Source organism: Streptomyces sp. NPDC048370, assembly GCF_043200825.1.
GTDB lineage: Bacteria > Actinomycetota > Actinomycetes > Streptomycetales > Streptomycetaceae > Streptomyces.
In genome coordinates this window covers 185751-209375 of the sequence record NZ_JBICYI010000009.1, presented here as the reverse complement: position 1 = coordinate 209375, position 23625 = coordinate 185751, and the positions used below count along the sequence as shown (strand labels likewise).

Annotated in this window: 18 protein-coding genes; 10 read left to right on the top strand and 8 right to left on the bottom strand. The window is 71.9% G+C overall.

From position 1 onward, the window contains the following. Positions 1-138 precede the first annotated feature (138 nt). From ACGFYP_RS21120 to ACGFYP_RS21110, 3 genes are all read right to left on the bottom strand, one after another. Entirely contained in the window at positions 139-1563 is a 1425-nt protein-coding gene (locus ACGFYP_RS21120; protein ID WP_393495535.1) for an MFS transporter, read from the bottom strand. A gap of 190 nt (positions 1564-1753) precedes the next feature. Further along, positions 1754-3166, bottom strand: a complete 1413-nt coding sequence (locus ACGFYP_RS21115; RefSeq protein ID WP_393495532.1) for a 4-hydroxyphenylacetate 3-hydroxylase family protein — start codon at positions 3164-3166, stop codon at positions 1754-1756. Between the two features lie 142 nt (positions 3167-3308). Continuing rightward, positions 3309-4289 carry an AraC family transcriptional regulator gene (locus ACGFYP_RS21110; RefSeq protein ID WP_361959405.1) on the bottom strand — a complete coding sequence of 327 codons (981 nt, stop codon included), beginning with the start codon at positions 4287-4289 and terminating at the stop codon, positions 3309-3311. Positions 4290-4405: 116 nt separating this feature from the next. Between ACGFYP_RS21110 and ACGFYP_RS21105 the strand changes: the two genes are divergently transcribed. The 5 genes from ACGFYP_RS21105 to glgB all read left to right on the top strand — a co-directional run bounded on the left by ACGFYP_RS21105 (position 4406) and on the right by glgB (position 13393). Next, positions 4406-5347: an SDR family oxidoreductase gene (locus ACGFYP_RS21105; RefSeq protein ID WP_393495528.1), complete on the top strand. Its 942-nt coding sequence runs from the start codon at positions 4406-4408 to the stop codon at positions 5345-5347. A gap of 368 nt (positions 5348-5715) precedes the next feature. After that, positions 5716-7701, top strand: coding sequence for an alpha-1,4-glucan--maltose-1-phosphate maltosyltransferase (locus tag ACGFYP_RS21100; RefSeq protein ID WP_393495525.1), 1986 nt, complete (start codon positions 5716-5718; stop codon positions 7699-7701). Next, on the top strand, positions 7698-9407 hold the full coding sequence (treS, locus tag ACGFYP_RS21095) for a maltose alpha-D-glucosyltransferase (protein ID WP_393495522.1): 1710 nt from the start codon (positions 7698-7700) through the stop codon (positions 9405-9407). The genes ACGFYP_RS21100 and treS overlap by 4 nt, the downstream gene beginning before the upstream one ends. Before the next feature lie 241 nt (positions 9408-9648). Next, on the top strand, positions 9649-10992 hold the full coding sequence (locus tag ACGFYP_RS21090) for a maltokinase (protein WP_361959417.1): 1344 nt from the start codon (positions 9649-9651) through the stop codon (positions 10990-10992). 130 nt (positions 10993-11122) lie between these two features. Further along, a complete protein-coding gene (glgB, locus tag ACGFYP_RS21085; protein WP_393495518.1) occupies positions 11123-13393 on the top strand; it encodes a 1,4-alpha-glucan branching enzyme in 2271 nt (756 codons plus the stop codon). A 63-nt stretch (positions 13394-13456) separates the two neighbouring features. On the opposite strand, the gene ACGFYP_RS21080 is transcribed toward glgB, so the two are convergent. Further along, positions 13457-15691 carry a HelD family protein gene (locus ACGFYP_RS21080; RefSeq protein WP_393495515.1) on the bottom strand — a complete coding sequence of 745 codons (2235 nt, stop codon included), beginning with the start codon at positions 15689-15691 and terminating at the stop codon, positions 13457-13459. 332 nt (positions 15692-16023) lie between these two features. Between ACGFYP_RS21080 and thrS the strand changes: the two genes are divergently transcribed. Next, positions 16024-17268: a threonine--tRNA ligase gene (gene thrS, locus ACGFYP_RS21075; RefSeq protein ID WP_393495512.1), complete on the top strand. Its 1245-nt coding sequence runs from the start codon at positions 16024-16026 to the stop codon at positions 17266-17268. Here thrS and trxA read toward each other — a convergent pair. From trxA to ACGFYP_RS21060, 3 genes are all read right to left on the bottom strand, one after another. After that, positions 17258-17605, bottom strand: coding sequence for a thioredoxin (trxA, locus tag ACGFYP_RS21070; RefSeq protein ID WP_393495509.1), 348 nt, complete (start codon positions 17603-17605; stop codon positions 17258-17260). The two genes, thrS and trxA, sit on opposite strands and share 11 nt — an antisense overlap. Positions 17606-17609: 4 nt before the next feature. Beyond that, positions 17610-18002: a MerR family transcriptional regulator gene (locus ACGFYP_RS21065; RefSeq protein WP_393495506.1), complete on the bottom strand. Its 393-nt coding sequence runs from the start codon at positions 18000-18002 to the stop codon at positions 17610-17612. A 209-nt stretch (positions 18003-18211) separates the two neighbouring features. Further along, positions 18212-18766, bottom strand: coding sequence for a GNAT family N-acetyltransferase (locus ACGFYP_RS21060; RefSeq protein ID WP_393495503.1), 555 nt, complete (start codon positions 18764-18766; stop codon positions 18212-18214). A gap of 51 nt (positions 18767-18817) precedes the next feature. On the opposite strand from ACGFYP_RS21060, the gene ACGFYP_RS21055 reads away from it, so the two are divergent. After that, positions 18818-19408, top strand: a complete 591-nt coding sequence (locus ACGFYP_RS21055; RefSeq protein ID WP_393495500.1) for a TetR/AcrR family transcriptional regulator — start codon at positions 18818-18820, stop codon at positions 19406-19408. Between the two features lie 45 nt (positions 19409-19453). Here the strand turns inward: ACGFYP_RS21055 and ACGFYP_RS21050 are convergent, their stop codons facing one another. Further along, positions 19454-19987: an Lrp/AsnC family transcriptional regulator gene (locus ACGFYP_RS21050; protein ID WP_393495497.1), complete on the bottom strand. Its 534-nt coding sequence runs from the start codon at positions 19985-19987 to the stop codon at positions 19454-19456. A gap of 44 nt (positions 19988-20031) precedes the next feature. Between ACGFYP_RS21050 and ACGFYP_RS21045 the strand changes: the two genes are divergently transcribed. The 3 genes from ACGFYP_RS21045 to ACGFYP_RS21035 all read left to right on the top strand — a co-directional run bounded on the left by ACGFYP_RS21045 (position 20032) and on the right by ACGFYP_RS21035 (position 23423). Next, entirely contained in the window at positions 20032-20925 is an 894-nt protein-coding gene (locus tag ACGFYP_RS21045; protein ID WP_393495494.1) for an NAD-dependent epimerase/dehydratase family protein, read from the top strand. Further along, entirely contained in the window at positions 20925-21842 is a 918-nt protein-coding gene (locus ACGFYP_RS21040; protein ID WP_393495491.1) for an aldo/keto reductase, read from the top strand. The genes ACGFYP_RS21045 and ACGFYP_RS21040 overlap by 1 nt, the downstream gene beginning before the upstream one ends. Before the next feature lie 123 nt (positions 21843-21965). Continuing rightward, positions 21966-23423: a glycoside hydrolase family 16 protein gene (locus tag ACGFYP_RS21035; RefSeq protein WP_393495488.1), complete on the top strand. Its 1458-nt coding sequence runs from the start codon at positions 21966-21968 to the stop codon at positions 23421-23423. Positions 23424-23625 lie beyond the last annotated feature (202 nt).

The window sequence follows — 23625 nt, the reverse complement described above, 5'->3', positions numbered from 1 at the left end:
CCTCCGGGCACCTCACGCGGGACGTCGTCGGTCGCTCGTGCGCGTGCCCCTACGTTCCTCGGGGCCTGCGCGCGATCTTCCCGTCCGACGCCCGCGGCGCCCATCGGCTCACTCGCCGGGTCTACGTGGTCACCGTGCTCACCGTGGTTCGGTCACGCGTCCCTGGCGTGGCGGCGCCGGGGTGGGCGTGGGCAGGCGCAAGCGTAGGGAGGCCACCGCGGCGACGGCGGCGAAGGCCCCGCCGACGAGCAGAGCAGCCCGGAAGCCGTCGGTCCGGGCGGCCGCGGTGGCCGATTCGGTACGGGTGGTGGCGACGGCCACCAGGACGGCGAGACCGAGCACCGAACCGAACTGCTGGGCGGTGTTGACGAGTCCGGAGGCGAGTCCGGTCTCCTCGGGGGCGGCGTCGGCGGTGGCGGCCACGTTGGTGGTGACCATGACCAGCGGCAGGGCCGCGCCGAGGAGCAGGCTGGGCGCGAGGACGGTGGTGAGGAACGTGCCGTCGGAGCGGAGCGCGAGGGCGAGCCACACCGTGCCGGCGCACAGCAGCGCGAAGCCGAGGGTCATGGTCCGGCCCAGGCCGATCCGGAAGATGAGCCGGCCGGTCTGCGGGGCGACCGCGACGACGACCAGGGAGAGCGGCAGCAGGCCGAGTCCGCCGCCGAGGGGCGCGTACCCGATGACGCTCTGCAGATAGAGGCTCACCAGGAAGAACATCGGGAACAGCGTCATCTGGGCGAGGGCGCTGAGGATGTTGGCGAGCCGCAGCGCGGGGCGGGCGAGGACGGCGGGCGGCACGAGGGGCCGGGCGGCGCGGGTCTCGACGACGGCGAACACGGCGAGCAGGAGCAGTCCCGCGCAGCCCGTGCCGAGGGTGGGCGCGGAGAGCCAGCCGTGGTCGGCGGCGCCGACGAGGGCGTACGCGACGAGAGCGAGGCCGGCCGTGACGGTGAGGGCGCCGGCCAGGTCGAAGCGGTGGCCGTCGTCGGCCTTCGGGGTACGTCCGTCCAGGACGCGCAGGACGAGGGCGCCGAGCAGCAGCGCGGCGAGGACGTTGAGCCAGAGCGTGGAGCGCCAGCCGAGGAGGTCGGTGAGGACACCGCCGAGGACGGTACCGAGGACACCGCCCAGGCCGCCCATCGCGGCGAACGCGGCGAGCGCCCTGTGCCGCGCGGGCCCGTCGGGGAAGAGGACGAGCAGCAGGGCGAACGCGGCGGCCGCGGCGAACGCGGCGCCGACGCCCTGCGCGGCCCGGGCGGCGACCAGGACACCCGCGTCCGGCGCGAGGCCGCCGAGCGCGGAGGCTGCGGCGAGGAGGCCGAGCCCGGCGAGGAACACCTTGCGGTGTCCGAGCAGGTCGGCGGCGCGGCCGCCGAGCAGCAACAGCCCGCCGAAGGCGATCAGATACGCGTTGGCGACCCAGGACAGCTGGGCGGAGCCCGCCCCGAGGTCCTCGCCGACGGAGGGCAGCGCGACGTTGACGATCGCGGTGTCGAGGATCAGCAGCAGCTGTGTGGCGGCGAGCAGCGGGAGAGCGCCCCGGGGGACGCGACCGCCGCTCACCGGACGCCCTCGACGGCGACGGCCGGACGCCGACCCCAGCCGGGATCCCCGTCGGACGCGGACACGAACGCGGACACGGACGCGGACAAGAAGGCGGACGGGGGCACGGACGCGGGCACGGTCCGCCTGCCCCCCGGCAGGCGGACCGCCGCGCGCGGACCACCCGGCCCGTACGCCGCCCCGGGCGCCGTCACTTCGTGGTGCCCAGGTCGTAGCCCTGCAGGCACGTGCGTGCCAGGTCCTCGCAGGTGTCGGCCGCGCCCGCCCAGGTCTGCATCGTGAGGTAGACGTGCGGGGCGCCCTGGTAGAAGCGTTCGTACTGCTCGTGGCGGCCCGCGAACTCCGAACCGAGCGCGTCCCAGGCCAGCTTGAGGAGTTTGAGCCGGTCCTCGGCGGGGTCGCCCGGTGTGCGGACGTACCGGCTGATCAGCGGGCCGAGTTCGGGGTGGAGCAGATCGCGGCCGCTCGCCGGGGTCTGCACGATCGCGCCGCCCGCGAGGAGCTTGATGTCCGCCACCGCCCGCGGGTACAGCTCGCCGGCCATGATGCGCTGCGCGAAGGAGATCTCCTGTCCCGGCCGCACCCCGCCGCGCCCGCCGGCGACCGGTTCCCACGACGCCTCCGCCCCGAGGACGAACGCCTTGGCCTGGGCGACCATGCCCAGCAGTCGCCCGATGGCCTGGGTGACCTGCGGGATCCGGTCCGTGCCGTTGGAGCGGGCGAGGAGGATCGCGAGGCCGGTGAGGAACTCCAGCTTGGTCCAGAAGCGGGTCGACGACTGGTGCGTGAAGTGCAGATAGGCCGGGGTCTCCCACCACATCGCGGCCGTCGCGTTCACGTCCCGGTAGGTCAGCACCCGTTCCCACGGCACGAACACGTCCTCGCAGACGAGCAGCGCGTCGTTCTCGTCGTAGCGGGAGGAGAGCGGCTGGTCGAAGACGGACCGGGCCTGCCCCTCGTACGAGGTCCGTGAGACGAGCTTGACGCCCGGGGTGTCCACCCGGACCGAGAAGGAGACGGCCCGTTCGACGTCCTCCGGGGCGAGCGGTTCGATCGTGCCGACCAGGATCTCGTCGGCGAAGACGGCCCCGGTGCCGATCGTCTTGGCGCCCCGCACCACGATCCCGCCGTCGCGCTCCTCGACGACCCGCACGCCCTCGCAGGCGGGGTCGGTGATCGTGAACGCACCGTAGAGGCCGCCCTCCGCGAGCCGGCGGTGGTACGCGAGCGCGTTCTCGGCGCCGTCGAAGCCCTCGGTGGTGAAGACCTCGGGCGCGGCGGCGAAGCCGGCGGCGCCTGACGCCATGTAGTCGGGGGTACGGCCCAGGAAGCCGTAACTCGCCTCGGCCCACACCTTGTACGCCTTTCGGCGGGCGACCAGGTCCTCGTAGGAGCGGGGCACGGCGTACGCGCGGTGCACTCCGCCGCAGACGAGCTCCGGGGTGTGCGCGGAGTCGTGGGCGAGGTCGAAGAGCCCGGCGAAGGAGGCCGCGGTCGCCCGGAAGGCGGGGTGCGCGGTGACGTCCTTGATCCGCTCTCCGTCGAGCCAGACCTCGCGCCCGTCGCGCAGTGCCTCCAGATACTCCTGCCCGGACCTCGTCACGGTGATATCGCCTCTCCTCGTACGTCACGGCTGGTTGCCGGTCCCGAGCCTCCACGGCCCGTACGCACGGGGCAATGAACGTCCGTCCAGTGGTCCTTAAGAACCGGCCAGTCTCCGGGCGTTCATGCGGCTTTTGTACGGATCAGGCAGCGTGGCATATCCCCGCGCGGTACTCCCCAGGTGTCATTCCGAACCATTTACGGAACGCGAGGTGGAAGCCGACGGCGCTCTGGTAGCCGACCCGGGAGGGGACGGCGGACTGCGGGAGGGAGGTCTCGGAGAGCAGTCGGGCAGCCTCCTGCATGCGCCGTGAGGTGAGGTGGCGGGCCGGGGACTCGCCGACGAGTTCACGGAAGGCGGCGGTGAACGCCGAGCGGGACATGCCGACCTCGCGGGCGAGGGAGTCGATGGTCCAGGGCTGGGCGAACCGGGTGGCGATCATCACCACCGCCTGGCTGATGCCCGGGTGCCGCAGCAGCGGCAGCGAGGTCGGGTTGTCGGCGAGGTCGCGCAGCAGCGGCCTGAGCGCGAGGACGAGGGCCATCTCGAAGGCACGCAGGGTGATGAGCCGGTCCCCCGGGCCGACGGGCCGGTCGGGCGAGGCGAGCAGCCGCAGGGTGTCGCGGAGCAGCGGCTCGCGGTCGACCTGGGCGCCGTCGAGGACGAGCGCCCAGGGCAGCGAGGTGTAGAGCCCGCTGGCCGCGCTGGCGTCGTAGTGGAGTCCTGCGCACAGGAGCCGGCTCTCGGCGCCGGAGCCGTCGATGCGGATCTCCCCGGAGGTGCCGGGTTTGCGCTCGGGCAGCACGGCCCTGAGCGGCACGCCCTGGCGGTCGGGCCGGTCGGAGAGCCGGTGGGCGCTGCCGGTGGGGAAGACGATCAGGTCGCCCGCGTTCAGCTCCAGCGGCGGGTGGCCGTCGCCGGTGATCCAGCAGCCGCCCTCGACGATGTAGTGGAGCACGGCACAGCTCTGCTCCGCGTCGCCCTCGATGGCCCAGGGCGCGCGGACGTGCCAGCGGCTGTCGAAGACTCCGGTGAGGCGGAGTGGTTTGAGCAGTTCGCTCAGGAGGTCCTCGGCCTCGTCTTCCTCACGCCGGTCGTCACGGTCGGTTGCCACGGTGTCCATGGACGATCCTTCAACTTCCGCCCCGGTTTGTTAATTGAACGGTGTGAGCCGCCGCCGCCAGCCTGAGAGAGACGTCACGGCAGCCACCACACCCTATCGAAGGGCCTCTACGACACATGTCCAGTCAGATACCGATGAGGGTCGCGGTCGTGGGAGCGACCGGTTTCCAGGGGGGCGCGATCGCGCGTCTGCTCGTCGAGCGGCACCACCGGGTGCGGACGCTCACCCGACGACCGGCGGGCGACCGGCCGCCGCTGCCCGGGGCCCTGTTCGTGGCGGGCGACCTGGCCAGACCGGCGGACGTGCGGCGGCTCTTCGAGGGGACGACGCACGGGGTGGTGACGCTGCCGCTGGTGTACGAGCCGGAGCGGATCCGTGCCTACGCGCGGAACGTGGCGTTCGCGGCGCTCGCGGCGGGGACCGTGCGCCTGGTCCTCAACGCCAACACGCGGGTCCCGCAGGGGCCGACCTCGGTCGCCGCGTTCGAGACGCGGCGGATCGCCGAGGAGGAGTTGCGGGGCAGCGGCGTCCCGCTGGTCGTCGTACGGCCGCCGGTCTATCTGGACAACCTGTTCTCGCCGTGGAACGGACCGGCCCTGGTGAACGAGGGTGTCCTCGCCTATCCGCTGCCCGCGTCCACGCCGACGGCCTGGCTCTCCCACCGGGACCTCGCGGAGGCGGTGCACGCGGCGCTCGTCGGCGAGGGTCTGGAGGGCCGTACGTTCGACATCGGCGGGGCGCGGTCGCTGACGGGCGACGAGCTTGCGGCCGCCTTCAGCCGGGGTCTCGGCCGTGCGGTGCGCTATCGGCAGCTGCCGCCGGAGGTGTTCGAGCGCGGGCTGGCCCAGCTGCTCGGCCCGGAGACGGCGGCGGGTGTCGCGGGGATCTACCACTACATGGCGACGGGCGCCGACCCGCTGCTGCTCGCGGCCGACGACGGGGTCTCGGCGGACGTGCTCGGGGTGCGGGCGGCCCCCGTGGAGGAGTGGGTGACCCGCCAGCCGTGGCAGATGTGGTCCGGCGACGCGGAGGAGCAGTCTCCCTCGGCCCAGGGCTGACATTCCGCCATCCGCCATCCGTCATCCGGCCGGCAAGAAGAGAACCGGTCTCGTCCCTCAGGGACGGGGCCGGTTTCCTGTGTCCGGGCGCTTGCCCGCGCGACTACGCCCGAGTAGTTAACAAAGCGCCGGATTGCCCACCCGAAGTGGGTGGAAGGCTCCCCCGGTACACCCCCGTAGGACACCTCCGCAGGACCCCCTTACGTCCACCCCCGTACGAACCGTACGTACACCCCGTAGACCCGCCATCCGAGTGAACGCGGACAGGAGCGGCCATGCCCGCAACCCGCCAGCCGTCGACGGAGCTACAAAGAGCGCACCACCACCCGCACCCCCGTACCCCCTCAGGTGATGCTGTGAATCCGCTCATGGGACGCATTCCCGTACTGGACGTCCGCCCTCTGGTCGACTGCGGCCGCCGCCCCGCGAAGGCGGTGGCCGGGGAGACCTTCGAGGTCACCGCCACCGTCTTCCGCGAGGGCCACGACGCCGTCGCCGCCAATGTCGTGCTGCGCGGCCCCTCCGGCCGTCCCGGCCCCTGGATCCCGATGCGTGAACTGGCCCCCGGCACCGACCGGTGGGGCGCCGAGGTCACGCCGGACGCCGAGGGGCTGTGGACGTACACCGTCGAGGCGTGGAGCGATCCGCTGGCGACCTGGCGGCACACCGCGAAGATCAAGATCCCGGCGGGGATCGACTCCGAGCTCGTCCTCACCGAGGGCGCGGAGCTGCACGAACGCGCCGCGAAGGGCGTTCCGAAGAAGGGCGGCGGCCGGGAGGCCGTGCTCGCGGCCGCCGACGCGCTGCGCGACGTGTCCCGCCCCGCCGCCGCCCGGCTCGCGGCCTCGCTCGCCCCGCAGGTGACCGAGGCCCTTGCCCGGCATCCGCTGCGCGAACTGGTCAGCTCCTCCCCCGCGTTGCCGCTCCAGGTGGAGCGCGAGCGGGCCCTCTTCGGCTCCTGGTACGAGTTCTTCCCGCGCTCGGAGGGCGTGAAGAAGGTGCGGGGCAGGACGGTCGCCGGGACCTTCCGTACCGCCGCCGAACGGCTGCCGGCGATCGCCGCGATGGGCTTCGACGTCGTCTACCTCCCGCCGATCCATCCCATCGGCACCACGCACCGCAAGGGCCCCAACAACGCGCTCGCGGCGAGCCCGAGCGACGTCGGCGTGCCGTGGGCGATCGGTTCCCCCGAGGGCGGTCACGACGCGGTCCACCCGGACCTGGGCACGATCGAGGACTTCGACGCCTTCGTGGCGCGGGCCCGTGAACTGCGCCTGGAGATCGCGCTCGACTTCGCGCTGCAGTGCTCGCCCGACCACCCGTGGGTGGAGAAGCACCCGGAGTGGTTCCACCACCGCCCGGACGGTTCGATCGCGTACGCGGAGAACCCGCCGAAGAAGTACCAGGACATCTACCCCGTCGCGTTCGACCAGGACATGGACGGGATCGTCGCCGAGACCGTGCGGGTGCTGCGGCACTGGATGGACCACGGCGTACGGATCTTCCGCGTCGACAACCCGCACACCAAGCCGGTGGTGTTCTGGGAGCGGGTGATCGGCGAGATCAACGGCAGCGACCCCGACGTGATCTTCCTGGCGGAGGCGTTCACCCGGCCCGCGATGATGCGCACGCTCGGCGCGATCGGCTTCCAGCAGTCGTACACGTACTTCACCTGGCGCAACACCAAGGCCGAGCTCACGGAGTACGCGACCGAGCTTTCCGGCGACGCGGCGGCCTCCATGCGGCCGAACTTCTTCGTGAACACCCCGGACATCCTGCACGCCTACCTCCAGCAGGGCGGCCGGCCGGCCTTCGAGGTGCGGGCGGTGCTCGCCGCCACCCTCTCACCGACCTGGGGCATGTACGCCGGGTACGAGCTGTGCGAGGGCACCGCCCTGCGCGACGGCAGCGAGGAGTACCTGGACTCGGAGAAGTACCAACTCCGGCCCCGGGACTGGGAGTCGGCGGAGCGTACGGGCGCTTCGATCGCGCCCCTGATCACCACGCTCAACCGGGTCAGGCGCCGCCACCCGGCCCTGCGCCGGCTGCGGAACATCCACTTCCACACGACCGACAACGACGCGGTGATCGCGTACAGCAAGCGCTCGGGATCGAACACCGTTCTGGTGGTCGCCAACCTCGATCCGCACCACACCCAGGAGGCCACGGTCTCGTTGGACATGCCGGAACTCGGCCTCGAATGGCACGAGACCGTACCGGTGCGCGACGAGCTCACCGGCGAGACCTATCACTGGGGCAGGGCCAACTATGTGCGCCTCGAGCCGGGCGTCACGCCCGCGCACGTCTTCGCTCTGCGACCGTCCCCGTCGACCGGAGGGTCACCCACACCATGACTGTCAACGAACCCGTCCCCGACACCTTCGAGGACACGCCCGCCAAGGACCGTGACCCGGACTGGTTCAAGAGGGCCGTCTTCTACGAAGTGCTCGTGCGGTCCTTCCAGGACAGCAACGGGGACGGCGTAGGCGACCTCAAGGGCATCACGTCCCGCCTGGACTACCTGCAGTGGCTGGGCGTCGACTGCCTCTGGCTGCCGCCGTTCTTCAAGTCCCCGCTGCGGGACGGCGGCTACGACGTCGCCGACTACACCTCCGTGCTGCCGGAGTTCGGCGATCTCGCCGACTTCGTGGAGTTCGTCGACGCGGCGCACCAGCGCGGCATGCGCGTGATCATCGACTTCGTCATGAACCACACGAGCGACGCGCACCCGTGGTTCCAGGAGTCGCGCGCCCACCCCGACGGGCCGTACGGCGACTACTACGTCTGGGCCGACGACGACAAGCAGTTCCAGGACGCCCGGATCATCTTCGTCGACACGGAGACCTCGAACTGGACCTTCGACCCGGTGCGCAAGCAGTACTACTGGCACCGGTTCTTCTCGCACCAGCCGGACCTCAACTACGAGAACCCCGCGGTGCAGGAGGAGATCCTCTCGGCGCTCAAGTTCTGGCTGGACCTCGGCATCGACGGCTTCCGGCTCGACGCGGTGCCGTACCTGTACCAGCAGGAGGGGACCAACTGCGAGAACCTCCCGGCCACCCACTCCTTCCTCAAGCGGGTCCGCAAGGAGATCGACGACCACTACCCGGACACGGTGCTGCTCGCTGAGGCGAACCAGTGGCCGGAGGACGTGGTCGACTACTTCGGGGACTTCGCCTCGGGCGGCGACGAGTGCCACATGGCGTTCCACTTCCCGGTGATGCCGCGGATCTTCATGGCGGTACGGCGGGAGTCGCGCACCCCGGTCTCGGAGATCCTGGCCAAGACCCCGGCGATCCCGGACGGCTGCCAGTGGGGCATCTTCCTGCGCAACCACGACGAGCTGACGCTCGAGATGGTCACGGACGAAGAGCGCGACTACATGTACGCGGAGTACGCCAAGGATCCCCGGATGCGGGCGAACATCGGCATCCGGCGCCGCCTCGCCCCGCTGCTCGACAACGACCGCAAGCAGATGGAGCTGTTCACCGCGCTGCTGTTCTCGCTGCCGGGTTCGCCGGTGCTGTACTACGGCGACGAGATCGGGATGGGCGACAACATCTGGCTCGGTGACCGGGACGGGGTGCGGACCCCGATGCAGTGGACGCCGGACAGGAACGCGGGCTTCTCGTCCTGCGACCCGGGCCGGCTCACGCTGCCGGCCATCATGGACCCGGTCCACGGCTTCCAGGTGACGAACGTGGAGTCGGGGATGGCCTCGCCGTCGTCGCTGCTCCACTGGACGAAGCGGATGATCGAGATCCGTAAGCAGAACCGGGCCTTCGGGCTCGGCTCGTACACGGAACTCCCGTCGTCCAACCCGGCGGTGCTGGCCTTCCTCCGGGAGTCCGACGACGACCTGGTGCTCTGCGTGAACAACTTCTCGCGGTTCGCGCAGCCGACGGAGCTCGACCTGCGGCAGTTCGACGGCATGAGCCCCGTGGAGCTGATCGGCCAGGTGCGGTTCCCGGCGATCGGGCAGTGGCCGTACCTGCTGACCCTGGCCGGTCACGGCTTCTACTGGTTCCGCCTGAAGAAGAGCCGGTTGGCGAGTTCCTGACGGATCGTCAGTCAACTGCCCGGGGTGGAGCGGGTTTCCCCCGCGCCACCCTGGGCACTGTGTCCCACACACAGTCGATTCAGGTCCATACGGGCCTTCTTGTCGGGCCCATACGGATCTTCCCCATCCGACACGTCCCGCACATCCGGACAGCCGAAGCCGCCATCCGGGACACTCTGCGCATTTGAACTCGATTCACGCGAACTCGAATCTGCGCCCCCCGGGGAAAGGACGCGATGCCATGCCGGAGACCGCATCCACCACCCGGGCCCCGGCCGCCCTCCTCCCGTCACTCGCTCCCCTGCTCCATGAATGGCTGCCCCGGCAGCGCTGGTTCGCGGGCAAGGGCCGCCGGGTCACCGGATTCACACTGGAAGCGGCCACCGAGCTGCTGCCGCTGGACGGCCCGGGACCCGGACTGCTGCACCTGCTGGTACGGGTGGAACAACCGGGCCGCCCCGCGGGTACGCCCGCGGACTGCTACCAGATCCTGCTGGGCGTACGCACCCAACTGCCGCCCCGGCTCGCCCCCGCCCTGATCGGGCGGATCCGGCAGGGGCCGCTGGCGGGCCGGGCGGTCTACGAAGGGCTGCGGGACCCGCGGCTCGCCGGACTGCTCTACGAACGGCTGCGCACCCCGGGCCGGATCGGCCCGCTGACGTTCCAGGGCACCTCCGAGCTGCCCGCGCCCCTGGCACCCAGGGTCCTGGACGCCGAGCAGTCCAACTCCTCGCTCGTGTACGGCGATACGTACATCCTGAAGATCTTCCGGCGGGTCAGCCCCGGGGTGAACCCGGATCTGGAGTTGCCGCTCGCGCTCGCCCGCGCCGGGTGCGCGCGGGTCCCCGCGCCGGTGGCCTGGTTCGAGTCGGGCGCCAGCACGCTCGGCGTCCTCCAGCCATATCTGCGGGATTCCCGCGACGGGTGGCGGCTCGCCCTGGACGCGCTCGCGGAGGGCCGTGAGTTCACGGACGAGGCGCACGCGCTCGGCCGGGCGACGGCCGAGGTGCACCTCGCGCTCGCGACGGCGCTGCCGACGGAGCGGCTGCTCCGGACGCAGACGGAGCACCTGGCCGCCGAGATGGACCAGCGGCTGCACGCGGCCGCGCAGGCGGTCCCGGCCCTGCTGCCGTACGTACCGGGGCTGCGGGCGGTCTTCGCGGCGGCGGGAGAGGGCTCGGGCCACCTCCAGCGGATCCACGGAGACCTCCACCTGGGCCAGACGCTCCGGGCGGCGGACGGCGGCTGGGCGGTGATCGACTTCGAGGGCGAGCCCGCGAAGCCGCTGGCCGAGCGGTGCCGCCCGCAGCCGGCCGTCCGCGACGTGGCGGGCATGCTCCGCTCCTTCGACTACGCGGCGCGCACGCACCGCCCGTGGAAACCCGAGTGGGCGACGCGCTGCCGGGCGGCGTACTGCGCGGGCTATGCCGAGGCCTCGGGGACCGACCCCCGCGAGGACCCGGCGCTCCTGCGCGCCTACGAGACGGACAAGGCGGTCTACGAAGTCCTCTACGAAGCCCGCAACCGCCCGGACTGGCTCCCGGTCCCCATGTCAGCCATCGAACGCCTGTCGGGCCCGGAATGACGGCGTCGCAGGGGCGCGAGGCCCGTTCGGCCGAGTTTCCTGTGCGGGGGCCGCGGCGTTGCGGTTGCGTGGGAACCGGCGCATCTTCCTCGGCCCAACACCTTCCGACACCCTTGCAGGAGGCATCCCCGTGACCGCCCGATCCGCTCGCAAGACGGCAGCGCCCTCGGCCAAGACGCCCGCCCCCCGGGCCGCCCAGGAGGCCGTACGGAAGGCGCCGCCGCTCGACCCCGGGGACCGCGCGCGACTGCTCGCCGGGGAGCACCACGACCCGCACGCGCACCTCGGCGCGCACCCGGTCCGCGGCGGCGTCGCGATCCGGGTGCTGCGCCCGTACGCCCGTGAGGTCGCCGTCGTCGCCAAGGGCAAGCGCGTCGCCCTGCACGACGACGGCGACGGCTTCTTCTCCGGGCTGCTGCCGCTGCTGCGCAAGATCCCGCCGTACGAGCTCCGCGTCCGCTACGACGGCGACGAGCAGCCCGTGGAGGATCCGTACCGCTTCCTGCCCGCCCTCGGCGAGCTCGACCTCCATCTGATCGGCGAGGGCCGGCACGAGGAGCTGTGGAAGGCGCTCGGCGCCCGCCCGATGGTCCACCAGGGCGTCACCGGCACCCGGTTCACGGTCTGGGCCCCCAACGCCCGCGGTGTCCGCGTCACCGGCGACTTCACCCACTGGGACGGCACGGCACTGCCGATGCGCTCCCTCGGCGCCACCGGCGTCTGGGAGCTGTTCGTGCCCGGCATCGGCGAGGGCGCGGTCTACAAGTTCGACATCACCCGCCCCGACGGCTCCCACACGCTGCGCGCCGACCCGATGGCCCGCCGCGCCGAGTGCCCGCCGAACACCGCCTCCGTCGTCACCGACTCGTACCACGAGTGGGACGACGCGGGGTGGATGGCGGGCCGGGGCGACCGCCCGCACCACGAGGCCCCGCTCTCCGTCTACGAGCTCCATCTCCCCTCCTGGCGCCCCGGTCTGACGTACCGCCAGCTCGCCGAGCAACTCCCGGCGTACGTCCGCGATCTCGGCTTCACGCACGTGGAGTTCATGGCCGTCGCCGAGCACCCCTTCAGCGGCTCCTGGGGCTACCAGGTCACCGGCTACTACGCGCCGACCTCCCGCCTCGGCACCCCCGACGACTTCAAGTACCTCGTCGACGCCCTGCACCGGGCGGGTGTCGGGGTCCTGATGGACTGGGTGCCCGCGCACTTCCCGCGCGACGACTGGGCGCTCGCCGAGTTCGACGGCCGGCCGCTGTACGAGCACGAGGACCCGCGCCGCTCCGCGCACCCCGACTGGGGCACGCTGGAGTTCGACTACGGCCGCAAGGAGGTGCGGAACTTCCTGGTCGCCAACGCGGTGTACTGGTGCGAGGAGTTCCACATCGACGGCCTGCGCGTGGACGCGGTCGCCTCGATGCTCTACCTCGACTACTCCCGCGAGAACGGCGAGTGGCTGCCGAACGAGTTCGGCGGGCGGGAGAACCTGGACGCGGTCGCCTTCCTCCAGGAGATGAACGCGACGGTGTACCGGCGCTGCCCGGGCGTCATCACCTTCGCCGAGGAGTCGACGGCCTGGGACGGGGTGACGCGGACGACCGACCAGGTCGGCCCCGGCGGCTTCGGCGGGCTCGGCTTCGGCATGAAGTGGAACATGGGCTGGATGCACGACTCCCTCGGCTACGTCTCGAAGGAGCCGGTGCACCGCAAGTACCACCACAACGAGATGACGTTCTCGATGGTGTACGCGTACAGCGAGAACTACATCCTGCCGATCTCCCACGACGAGGTCGTGCACGGCAAGCAGGCACTGGTCTCGAAGATGCCCGGCGACTGGTGGCAGCAGCGCGCCAACCACCGCGCGTACCTCGGCTTCATGTGGGCCCACCCCGGCAAGCAACTCCTCTTCATGGGGCAGGAGTTCGCCCAGGGAGCGGAGTGGTCGGCCGAGCACGGCCCGGACTGGTGGCTGCTCGACCCCTCGTACGGCGCGGAGGCGGACCACCGGGGCGTACGGGACCTGGTGCGGGACCTGAACACGGTGTACGGGGCGACCCCGGCACTCTGGGAGCGGGACACCGTGCCCGAGGGCTTCCAGTGGGTGGTGGGCGACGCGGCCGAGGACAACGTCTTCGCGTTCCTCCGCTACGACGCCGAGGGCGCGCCGCTGCTCGCGGTCTGCAACTTCTCGCCCGTCGTCCGGCACGACTTCCGCCTCGGCGTCCCGGACGCGTTCGCTGCCTGGGCGGAGGTCCTGAACACGGACTCCGCCCGCTACGGCGGCGGGGACGTGGCGAACACCGACCCGGTGAAGACCGAGTCGGTGCCGTCCCACGGCCGTTCGGCGAGCGTACGGATGACGTTGCCGCCGCTGGCGACGGTCTGGCTGAGGCCCGCCTGACGCCGAGGCCCGCCTGAGCGCGAGGCCCGAGGCCGGGCCTCGCGGCCGGGCCGGGCCTCGGGCTCAGGCCTGGCTGATGATCCCCAGCCGCTGGGTGGCCCGGGTCAGTGCCACGTACAGGTCGTTGACCCCGTGCGTGGCGCCGGCCCGGATGCCGTCCGGGTCGACGACCAGGACCGTGTCGAACTCCAGGCCCTTGGCCTGCCGGGGGTCGAGGAGGACCACCGGCCGGGTCAGGTCCGGGTCCGGGCCGTGGGAGGCCTCCGGGAGCGCGGCGGTGAGCGCCGGGTGGAGCTCCGGCGGGGCGATCACGGCGAGCCGGCCCTCGGCGCGCGCCTCGGCGGCCACCGCGTCGGCGGCCTCCTTCACCGGCTCCTCGACGACGCGCCGCCAGGGCTCGACGCCCGTGGAGCGGACCGATCGGGGCGGCTCGAAGCCCGGGTCGGCCTCGCGCCTGACGTCGGCGGCGACGGCCATGATCTCGGCGGGGGTGCGGTAGTTGACCCCGAGCCGTACGAGTTCCCAGCGGTCCTGCACGTACGGCGCGAGGATCTCCTCCCAGGCGCCGACGCCCGCCGCGTCGCCGGTCTGCGCGGGGTCGCCGACCAGGGTCATGGAGCGGGTCGGGCTGCGACGCATCAGCAGCCGCCAGGTCATCGCGGAGAGCTCCTGCGCCTCGTCGACGATGATGTGGCCGAAGGCCCAGGTGCGGTCGGCGGCGGCGCGTTCGGCGGCGCTGCGGTGGTCGGCCTCCTCGTGCCGCTCGGCGAACCGCTCGGCGTCGATGATGTCGTGCGCCGACAGGACCTCGGCGGCGTCCTTGTCCAGCTCCTCCTTGTCCTCGAACTCGTAGGTGCGCGACGCGTAACTGACGTCGAGGACGCCCTGCGCGTACTGGATCCGCTTGTCCCGCTCGGCCTCTTCGGCGGCGCGGGCGGCGGAGTCGTCCACGCCGAGGAGTTCGGCGGCCTCGTCGAGCAGCGGGACGTCGGCGGGGGCCCAGGGGCCGTGCTCGCGCCGGATCGCGGCGGCGTCCGCCTCGTCGGCGAGGTGGGTCGGCTCGGCGAGGTAGTCGGCGAGGAAGGCCTCGGGGGTGAGGGCCGGCCAGAGGGTGTCGACGGCGGCGTGGACCTCGGCGTTGGCGGCGATGCCCTTGGCGAGCAGGGCGATGTCGTCGGGGCCGAGGAAGTTGGGGCCGCCGTAGGGGTCGGCGCCGATGCGGTCGGCGAGCTGCGCGGCGAGCGCGTCGAGGATGTTGAAGACGAAGTAGGGGCGGGCGAGGTTGTGCGGCAGGGCGGTCTCGCGGGCCTTGTGGCGGGCCTCCAGGGCCATGTCCCAGTCGATGACGAGGTCGCCGTCGTCGTGCGGGACGATCAGCGGCTCGCCGCGCTCGGGCACCCGCTGACGGTCGCGTACGGCCCGGGCGAGCGTCTCGGCCATGGTGGCGGCGCCCTTGACGGCGGCGGCGCGGGGGGCGTCGGTGCCGGTGGCGCGGACGCCGGGGAACAGTTCGGCGGGGGTCGCGAGCAGGACGCCGGTCTCGCCGAGCGAGGGCAGGACGTTGCCGATGTAGCCGAGGAAGGCGGGGTTGGGGCCGACGATCAGGACGGCGCGCTTGGCGAGCTGCTCGCGGTGGGCGTAGAGGAGGTACGCGGCGCGGTGCAGGGCCACGGCCGTCTTGCCGGTGCCGGGGCCGCCCTCGACGACGAGGACGCCGCGGTGCGGCGAGCGGATGATGCGGTCCTGCTCGGCCTGGATGGTCTGCACGATGTCGTGCATGCGTCCGGTGCGGGCGGCGTCGAGCGCGGCGAGGAGGACCTCGTCGGCGTCCCGGTTCTCGTGCCCGGTGCGGGTCCCGTCCTGGAGGTCGAGGACCTCGTCGTGGAGGGCGGTCACCTCGCGGCCGTGGGCGGTGATGTGCCGGCGGCGGCTGAGGCCCATCGGCTCGTAGCCGGTGGCGAGGTAGAAGGGCCGCGCGACCTCGGCGCGCCAGTCGACGACGAGGGGCGTGCGGTTCGGGTCGTCCTCGCGGATGCCGATCCGCCCGATGTGGTGGTCGCGGCCGTCGCGGAAGACGAGCCGCCCGAAGCAGAGCCCGGTCTCGCCCGCGTCGAGCGCGGAGAGCACCCCGGTCTGCTCGGCCACCAGCACGTCCCGCTCCAGACGGCCCTGATTGCCGACCCAGGGCGCCTTGAGCGCCTTGCCCACGGCGGCCTCGGCCCGGTCCCTCAGGTCGTCGAGTCGTGCGTAGAGCTGTGTGATGAATTCCTGCTCTTTCCGAAATTCCTCGGTTGACAATTCGACTCCCGGCGCGATACAGTGCTTTTAGTGAACTTCTCCGTGTCTTTTCCATGTGCGAACACGGAACCTCTGAATATACGCGACGCATAACCCCGACTGTCAATTCTAGTCGGGGTATTTTTCTGCGCGCGACGAATAATCACGTGCGGGCCTGACGCGCCGCCGCTAGCGTGGTCCGTATGAAGCGTGCCGCGGTCCTCACGACGACGCCGGAGAGTGTCCCGGCGCGCTGACCGCTGTCCACGTCACGAAGCCCCGGGGCCGAGCGCCCCGGGGCTTCGTCGTTCCTCCGGCCGCTCGTCCCGGGCGACCACCCCCAGGAGGACGCCATGGACCACGACCACCGCAGGCTCGGCCGCGAGCTGGAGCTGTTCGGCACCGACCCGCTGATCGGGGCCGGCCTGCCGTACTGGCTGCCCGACGGGGCCGCCGTACGGCACGCGTTGGAGGAGTACGTCCGCGAGATCGAGCGGCGGGCCGGATATCGGCACGTGTACTCGCCGGTGCTCGGCAAGCGCGAGCTGTACGAGATCTCCGGGCACTGGGCGCACTACAGCGACGACATGTTCCCGCCGATGGAGCTGGGCGGCGAGCAGGTCGTCCTGCGGCCCAGCCTCTGCCCGCACCACGCCGTCATCTTCCGCTCCCGTGCGCGCAGCTACCGCGAACTCCCGCTGCGCATGGCCGAGCTCGGCCCCATGTACCGCTCCGAACTCTCCGGCGTCCTGGGCGGGTTGACCCGCGTCCGGGCCATCCAGCTCAACGACGCGCACATCTTCTGCACCCTGGACCAGGTACGGGAGGAGGCCGCGGGCGCCCTGGAGCTGATCCGGAGGGCGTACGAGGCGATGGGCATCGAGCCCGCGCGGTACCGGCTCTCGCTGCCCGGACCCGGCGGGAAGTACGTCGACGCGCCCGAACTGTGGCGGCGGTCCGTCGCCCTCCTGGAGGAGGTGCTCGACGCCTCCGGGCTGCCGTACGAGTCCGCCGAGGGCGAGGCCGCGTTCTACGGGCCGAAGATCGACGTGCAGGTCGCGGACGGCGCGGGGCGGGAGTCGACCCTGTCGACCGTGCAGATCGACTTCCACCAGCCGGAGCGGTTCGACCTGCGCTACATCGGCGCCGGCGGGGCCAAGCACCGGCCGGTCATGATCCACCGCAGTGTCGTCGGCAGCGTGGAACGGGCCGTCGCCCACCTGCTCGAACAGCACGGTGGCGCGTTCCCCGGCTGGCTCGCCCCCGTCCAGCTCGTGGTCCTCCCGATCTCGGAGTCCGAACGGCCCGTCGCCGAGGCGCTCGCCGCCCGGTGCGTCGAGCGCGGGCTACGGGCCGAGGTGGCGGGCCCGGACCGGGGCAGCCTCGGCGCCCGCGTCCGGGAGGCCCGCCTCGTCCCGTACCAGACGGTCATCGGCCCGAAGGAGGCCTTGGGCGGACAGGTGGCCCTCCGCCTGCGCGACGGCCGCCGACTCGACCCGCTCCCGGCCGACGAGGCCCTGCGGCGGATCGAGGGGGTGGTCGGGGCGTACGGCACCGGGCTGTGGGACGACGAGAGGCCGAGGGGCCCTAGGCACTGACCGGAGGCAGTACGTCCTGCAGTTCCTGGAGGAGGCGGCGCTTGGGGCGGGCGCCGACCAGGGACTTCACGGGCTCGCCGGCGTGGAAGAGCATCAGGGTCGGTGTGGCCAGGACGCCGTAGCGGATCGCCGTCTGCGGGTTGTGGTCCACATTGATCTGGACGATCTTCAGGCGGCCCCGTTCCTCCTCGGCGATCGACTGGAGCACCGGTCCCAACTGGCGGCACGGGGCGCACCAGTCCGCGGTGAACTTCACCAGGACCGGCAGCTCCGCGCCGAGGACCTCGGTGTCGAAGTCCGTGTCGCTCACGTCCGTCACGTCCGCCGTCTTCGTCATTCCGTCAGCCTCCGAGTTCGCATGTGGGTTCCGGGCCGGCCGGCAGTTCCGCCTCGGCCCGCAGCAACTGCGCCGCGACCTGCGCGCGTACCGCCTGGAGTTGGTCGACGAGGGCGTCCAGCTCCGCCAGCTTGCGGCGGTACACGTCGAGCGAGGCGGGACACGCGTCCCCCGCCGGGTGGCCGGCCCGCAGGCACTCGACGAACGGCCGGGTCTCCTCCAGTTCGAACCCGAAGTCCTGCAGGGTCCTGATCTGTTGGAGGAGGCGCAGGTCGTCCTCGTCGTACGTGCGGTAGCCGTTCTCCGTGCGCCGGGCGGCCAGGAGGCCACGGGACTCGTAGTAGCGCAGAGTCCGCGTGGTCGTTCCGGCGCGCTCGGCCAGCTCGCCGATTCGCATGGACTCGAACGTACGCCTTGACGCCGACGTCAAGGCAAGGCCCTAGGGTCTTTCGTTTGGATCAGGCCGGATCAGGGAGCGGGGTCTGGTGCCGTGCATCGCAAGGCGGAGGAGGGCGTCATGGCGGAGCCATGGCAACCGACGACAACGCGGCGAGGCTCGGTGCCAGGGCCCGCGAGCCCGGCATGATCCAAACGAGAGGCCCTGGGTCAGGTGCGGCGGGCCGTCGACCAGTCGCGGGCGAGGACCGCCCAGCCCTGCGTGTCGTGGCGGACGCCTTCGTACGGCCAGGACTCCCGCTCGACGCCTTCGAGCACCATGCCGAGACGCTCGGCCACGGCGGCGCTGCGGGCGTTGTCGGCCCGGCAGTGCCACGCGGCGCGGTGCAGGCCCCGGGTGAGGAAGGCCCAGTCGAGCAGGGCGGTGCAGGCCGCCGTGATCAGTCCGTGGCCCTCGCCCGCCGGTTCCAGCCAGCAGCCGACCTCGCAGGCTCCCGAGTCCGCGTCGAAGGACGTGAACATCACGCCGCCGACGAGGGTGCCGTCGAGCCAGATGCCGTAGAGGCGGGCGCCGTCCGCGGCCTGTCGCTCGGCGTAGCGGAGCAGGGTGGCCCGGGCCCCGTCGAGGCTGTCGGTGACGAAGGACCGCCCGACCCACGGGCGGATGTGCTCGCGCGCCCGGTCCATGTGGGCGGCGAACTCCTCGGCGTGCCATGTCTCCAGCGGGCGCAGGAGGGCGTTGTCCCGGAGGGGGAGGGAGAACATGGCGGCGACCCCATTCACATAACAAGCGTTACGACTATGTACAGTAGCAGGATGCCACGCGCCAAGGGGGACCACGAGGCCCGCCGACTCGAAGTCTCGGAGGCGGTCTGGCGCGTGCTGGCCACCCGTGGGTTCGGCGGGCTGACCCTGCGCGCGGTCGCCACCGAGCTGGGCGCGACGACCGGCCTGCTGACCCATTACTTCCCGGCCAAGAGCGATCTGCTCGCGCACGCCCTCGACCTGCTCGAACAACGCACCGCCGCCCGCGCCCGGCGCACCTCGGGGCCGGGCCTCGCGGCCGTACGGAACGCCCTGCTCGACATCCTGCCGCTGACCGCAGAGGCCACGGACTCCAACCGGATCTGGGTCTCCTCCTGGGACACCGCGCTCGCCGATCCGGCGCTGCGCGCCGACTACGCCGGGAAGTACGCGCGCGGCCGTGACCGGCTCCGGGACGCCGTCGCCGCGGCGCAGGAACGCGGCGAGCTGTCCCCCGGCGACCCGGCGCGCATCGCCGCCGGCGCCCAGTCCTTCGTGCTCGGGCTGGTCGTCCAGGCCCTGCTCGACCCGGAGGCGTTTCCGCCGGACCTCCAGGTCGAACTGCTCGACGACCACCTGGCCGCGCTCGGCCGCCGGGGCTGATCCGCGCTCGGCGCAGGCGCCGGACTCCCGGTGAACGGCGGGGCGTCAGGAGCCGATGCCGGCGCCCGGAGGCAGCAGGGGTTTGCGCTCCACCGGGGACGACAGGACGATCGAGGTCGTCGTCCGGCCGAGCGCCGAGGTCTGGGCCAGGACCTCTTCGAGGTGGATGGTGTCGGTGACGGCGACCTTGAGGATCCAGCAGTCCTCGCCGACGACGTGGTGGACCTCGAGGATCTCCGGCCGGGCCGTCAGCTCCAGCGTCCTGGGGTGGGTGAGGGTGTAGCCGCCGTGCGGGTTGACGCGGATGAAGGCCTGGATGCCGTAGCCGAGCCGGGCCGGGGAGACATGGGCTCCGTAGCCGGTGATCGCCCCGAACGCCTCCAGCCTGCGCACCCGTTCGGTGACGGCCGCCGGGCTCAGCCGGACGCGCCGGCCCAGCTCGCTGAGCTTGATCCGGCCGTCCTCCTGGACGAGGCCCAGGATCTGCCGGTCGATGGCGTCGAAGGCCCCCACCGAGGTTTCGTTGGCGGCGGGACGCAGATGCCGAGGTTCCTTCGGTGCGGCGGCCTGGACTCCCATGTTTCCCCCTTCAGCTGGCGAGCGCACAACGTAACACTTGTCCTATGGACATTCTGATCATCGGCGGGAACCGTTATATCGGAAAGCGATTGACGGCCCGTCTCCTGGATTCCGGGCATGCCGTGACGATTCTCAACCGGGGTTCTTCGGGTACGCCGGAGGGGACCTCCCATATCGCCGCCGACCGGAACGACGGGGCCGCCCTGGAAAGCGCGCTGGGCGACCGGACTTTCGATGTCGTCGTCGACCAGGTCTGCTACACCCCGCGCCAGGCCGCCGTCGCCCGGCGGGTGTTCGGGCCGCGGACCCGGCGTTATGTGATGACGTCGACGGTCGAGGTGTACGAGTACGAGGACGCGGCCGCGCCCGTGCGGGAGGACGCCGTCGATCCGCGTACCGTCGCCGTCGATCCGGGCCTCCCCTGGGACGATCCGGAGTTCCTCGACGCGCATTACGGAGAGGGAAAGCGGCAGGCGGAGGCGGTCTTCGCGGCCGAGCCCCCGTTCCCGTACACGGCGGTACGGGTCGCCCATGTGCTGGGCGGCGCGGACGATTTCACGGGGCGGATCACCCACTACGCGGATCGCGTCCGGGCGGGCGAGCCGATCGCCGTACCGCCGGTGAACCACCCGGCCACCTATGTGTACGTGGAGGAGATCGCGGAATTCCTGGCGTGGGCGGTGGAGGCCGAATTCACCGGTCCTGTCAACGCGCATTCCCACGGTCCGCTCACCACCGAAGAGATATGCGCGGAGATCGAGCGCCAGGTGGGTGGAAGGACCGTGTTCCGGGAGGTGGAGGTCGGCGAGGTGTCGCCGTTCTCCTTCGCCCGCTCGTACGGAATGGACAACGCACGCGCGAGCGCGCTGGGATTCTCCTTCCGTCATGCGCGTGAGTGGTTGGGACAGGCACTTTCCGAGACGCTGGGGGCGCGCTGATGCTGTACCGCATGCTCGGAGACGTACGGGTCGGCGCGATCGGGCTCGGCGCCATGCCGCTCTCCATCGAGGGGCACCCGGACGAGGCCCGTGCCCTGGCCACCGTCCACGCGGCGCTCGACGCGGGCGTGACGCTGCTCGACACGGCGGACTCCTACCACCCGCCCGGCGGCGAGCCGGGAGCCGGCGAGCTGTTGGTGGCGCGGGCGCTGGCCACGTACGGGGGTCGTGGCCGGAGTCGTGGTCCGCATCGTGGCGATCGCCTTCCCGGTGACGTACTGGTGGCGACGAAGGGCGGGCGCGGGCGGACCGCCGACGGCGGCTGGACGGTGGACGGGCGGCCGGAGCACCTGCGGCGGGCGGCCGAGGCGTCGGCGCGGCGGCTCGGCGTCGAGGCGATCGGGCTCTACCAGCTCCACAAGCCGGACCCGGCCGTGCCGTACGCGGAATCGCTGGGCGCGATACGGGAGTTGCTGGACGCGGGCACGATCAGGCTGGCGGGGATCTCGAACGTGGACGTCGACCAGATCCGGCTCGCCCGGGAGATCCTCGGCGATCGGCTCGTCTCCGTGCAGAACCGGTACTCCCCCGCCGTACGGACCGCCGAGGCGGAGCTGAGGCTCTGCGCGGAACTCGGGCTGGCCTTCATGCCGTGGAGCCCGCTCGGCGGGATCTCGCGCAGCTCGCTCGACGGGGCGTCGGACCTGACGGAGGACCCGGAGTTCGGGGCGTTCCACCGGGTGGCGCGGGCGCGGGGGGTGAGCCCGCAGCGGGTGGCGCTCGCGTGGTTGCTCGCGCGGTCTCGGACGGTGCTTCCGATCCCGGGGGCGAGCCGTCCCGAGACGGCACGTGATTCGGCGGCGGCCGCCGAACTTGTGCTGAGTACACAGGAGTTGGCCGAGCTGGACGTTCGGTAGGTATTTTCGGCGGGCGTTCGAAGGTCGAAGGCACCGGACCCATTGACGGGTCCGGTGCTTCCATCTACAAAAGCTTGCTGAGAGCGCTCTCAGGCGCTCGTCCCCCCAGCGGAGGTGTTCTCCTTGAGCCGCGTCCGACGCACCCCTCTCCTCGCCTCACTCCTCGCCGCCGCCCTCGCCGCGGGCGCCCTCATCGGCCTCGGCGGCGCCGGTACCGCCAGCGGCGCCGTACCCCCGGCGCCCGGCTGGTCGCTCCAGTGGAGCGACGACTTCAACGGCCCCGACCGCGCCCTCCCGAACGCCGCCGAGTGGCAGATCGACACCGGCCACGGCTATCCGGGCGGCCCCGGCAACTGGGGCACCGGAGAGATACAGAACTACACGTCGAGCCCCGACAACCTGCGCCTCGACGGCACCGGGAACCTCCGCATCACCCCGCTCAAGGACGGCGCGGGCAACTGGACCTCGGCCCGGATCGAGACGAAGCGCGCCGACTTCAAGGCCCCTGCGGGCGGCACGCTGCGCATCGAGGGCCGGATTCAGATGCCGAACGTGACCGGCGCGGAGGCCGCCGGCTACTGGCCCGCCTTCTGGGCCCTCGGCGCGCCCTACCGCGGCAACTACTGGAACTGGCCCGCCATCGGCGAGTTCGACATCATGGAGAACGTCAACGGCATCAACTCGGTCTGGGGCGTGCTGCACTGCGGCGTGAACCCCGGCGGCCCGTGCGGCGAGACCACCGGGATCGGCGCCAGCCGGGTCTGCCCGGGTGCGAGCTGCCAGTCGGCCTTCCACACGTACCGCTTCGAGTGGGACCGCTCGACCTCCCCCAACGAGCTGCGCTGGTACGTGGACGACCAGCTCTTCCACAGCGTGAACGAGACCCGGGTGGGCGCCCAGGCCTGGGCCGACATGACCAGCCACGCGGGCTACTTCCTGCTCCTCAACGTGGCGATGGGCGGCGCCTTCCCGGACGCCCTGGGCGGCCCGACCCCGACCGCCGCGACGGTCTCCGGGCGGCCGATGCTCGTCGACTACGTGGCCGTGTGGACGAAGGGCGGCGGCACGACCCCGCCGACGACTCCGCCGCCGACCACCCCGCCGCCTTCGGGCTCCTCGCAGCTGTACCTGCGGACGGGCGCGGGCGCGGGTGACGCCCAGGCGGCCGCCTCGTCGGTGACGCTGGCCTCGGCGGGCGGCGCCAACCACGACGGCACCCCCGCCAACCCGCAGGTCTTCACCTCAGGCCCGATCACGCGCACGTACAACGGCGGCGCGACGCAGTTCGACCTGTTCGTGGACGCCGGTTCGGCCGTCGCCAACGGGCAGCAGGTGCGGGTCAGTTACGACCGTACGGGCGACGGGAGCTGGGAGCGCGTGGAGACGTACGCGTACTTCGCGACCGATCCGGTGCCGGGATACGAGCACTACACGCAGGCCAGGGGCCTGCGGTCGGCGACCGGCAGCCACGGGAACCTGTCGAACGGACGGGTCCGCGTCGAGGTGTGGAACGCGATCGGCAACGGTCCGAGCACGGTCGGCGTGGGGAACCAGTCGGTGGTCCGGATCCCGTTCTCGTAGACGCGGTGACGTGAGCCCGTGTGCTCGCACCCGTAAAGGGGGCGCCCCCGGCCGCGAGTGCGGCCGGGGGCGTTCCGTACCCCGGAGCCCGGATCCGGCTCAAGGCCCGGGAGCCGGGGCGGTCTTCGGATCCGATGTCTTGGATCCAATATCCATGATCCAGGATCCAATACATCGGATCCAATACGTCGGATCCATCGGA

Excerpts from the sequence above, each read along its gene's own strand:
- ACGFYP_RS21110 (WP_361959405.1), bottom strand. The coding sequence starts at position 4,289 with ATGGACACCGTGGCAACCGACCGTGACGACCGGCGTGAGGAAGACGAG.
- ACGFYP_RS21105 (WP_393495528.1), top strand. The coding sequence starts at position 4,406 with ATGTCCAGTCAGATACCGATGAGGGTCGCGGTCGTGGGAGCGACCGGT.
- ACGFYP_RS21100 (WP_393495525.1), top strand. The coding sequence starts at position 5,716 with ATGGGACGCATTCCCGTACTGGACGTCCGCCCTCTGGTCGACTGCGGC.
- treS (WP_393495522.1), top strand. The coding sequence starts at position 7,698 with ATGACTGTCAACGAACCCGTCCCCGACACCTTCGAGGACACGCCCGCC.
- ACGFYP_RS21090 (WP_361959417.1), top strand. The coding sequence starts at position 9,649 with ATGCCGGAGACCGCATCCACCACCCGGGCCCCGGCCGCCCTCCTCCCG.
- thrS (WP_393495512.1), top strand. The coding sequence starts at position 16,024 with ATGGACCACGACCACCGCAGGCTCGGCCGCGAGCTGGAGCTGTTCGGC.
- trxA (WP_393495509.1), bottom strand. The coding sequence starts at position 17,605 with ATGACGAAGACGGCGGACGTGACGGACGTGAGCGACACGGACTTCGAC.
- ACGFYP_RS21065 (WP_393495506.1), bottom strand. The coding sequence starts at position 18,002 with ATGCGAATCGGCGAGCTGGCCGAGCGCGCCGGAACGACCACGCGGACT.
- ACGFYP_RS21060 (WP_393495503.1), bottom strand. The coding sequence starts at position 18,766 with ATGTTCTCCCTCCCCCTCCGGGACAACGCCCTCCTGCGCCCGCTGGAG.
- ACGFYP_RS21055 (WP_393495500.1), top strand. The coding sequence starts at position 18,818 with ATGCCACGCGCCAAGGGGGACCACGAGGCCCGCCGACTCGAAGTCTCG.
- ACGFYP_RS21050 (WP_393495497.1), bottom strand. The coding sequence starts at position 19,987 with ATGGGAGTCCAGGCCGCCGCACCGAAGGAACCTCGGCATCTGCGTCCC.
- ACGFYP_RS21045 (WP_393495494.1), top strand. The coding sequence starts at position 20,032 with ATGGACATTCTGATCATCGGCGGGAACCGTTATATCGGAAAGCGATTG.
- ACGFYP_RS21040 (WP_393495491.1), top strand. The coding sequence starts at position 20,925 with ATGCTGTACCGCATGCTCGGAGACGTACGGGTCGGCGCGATCGGGCTC.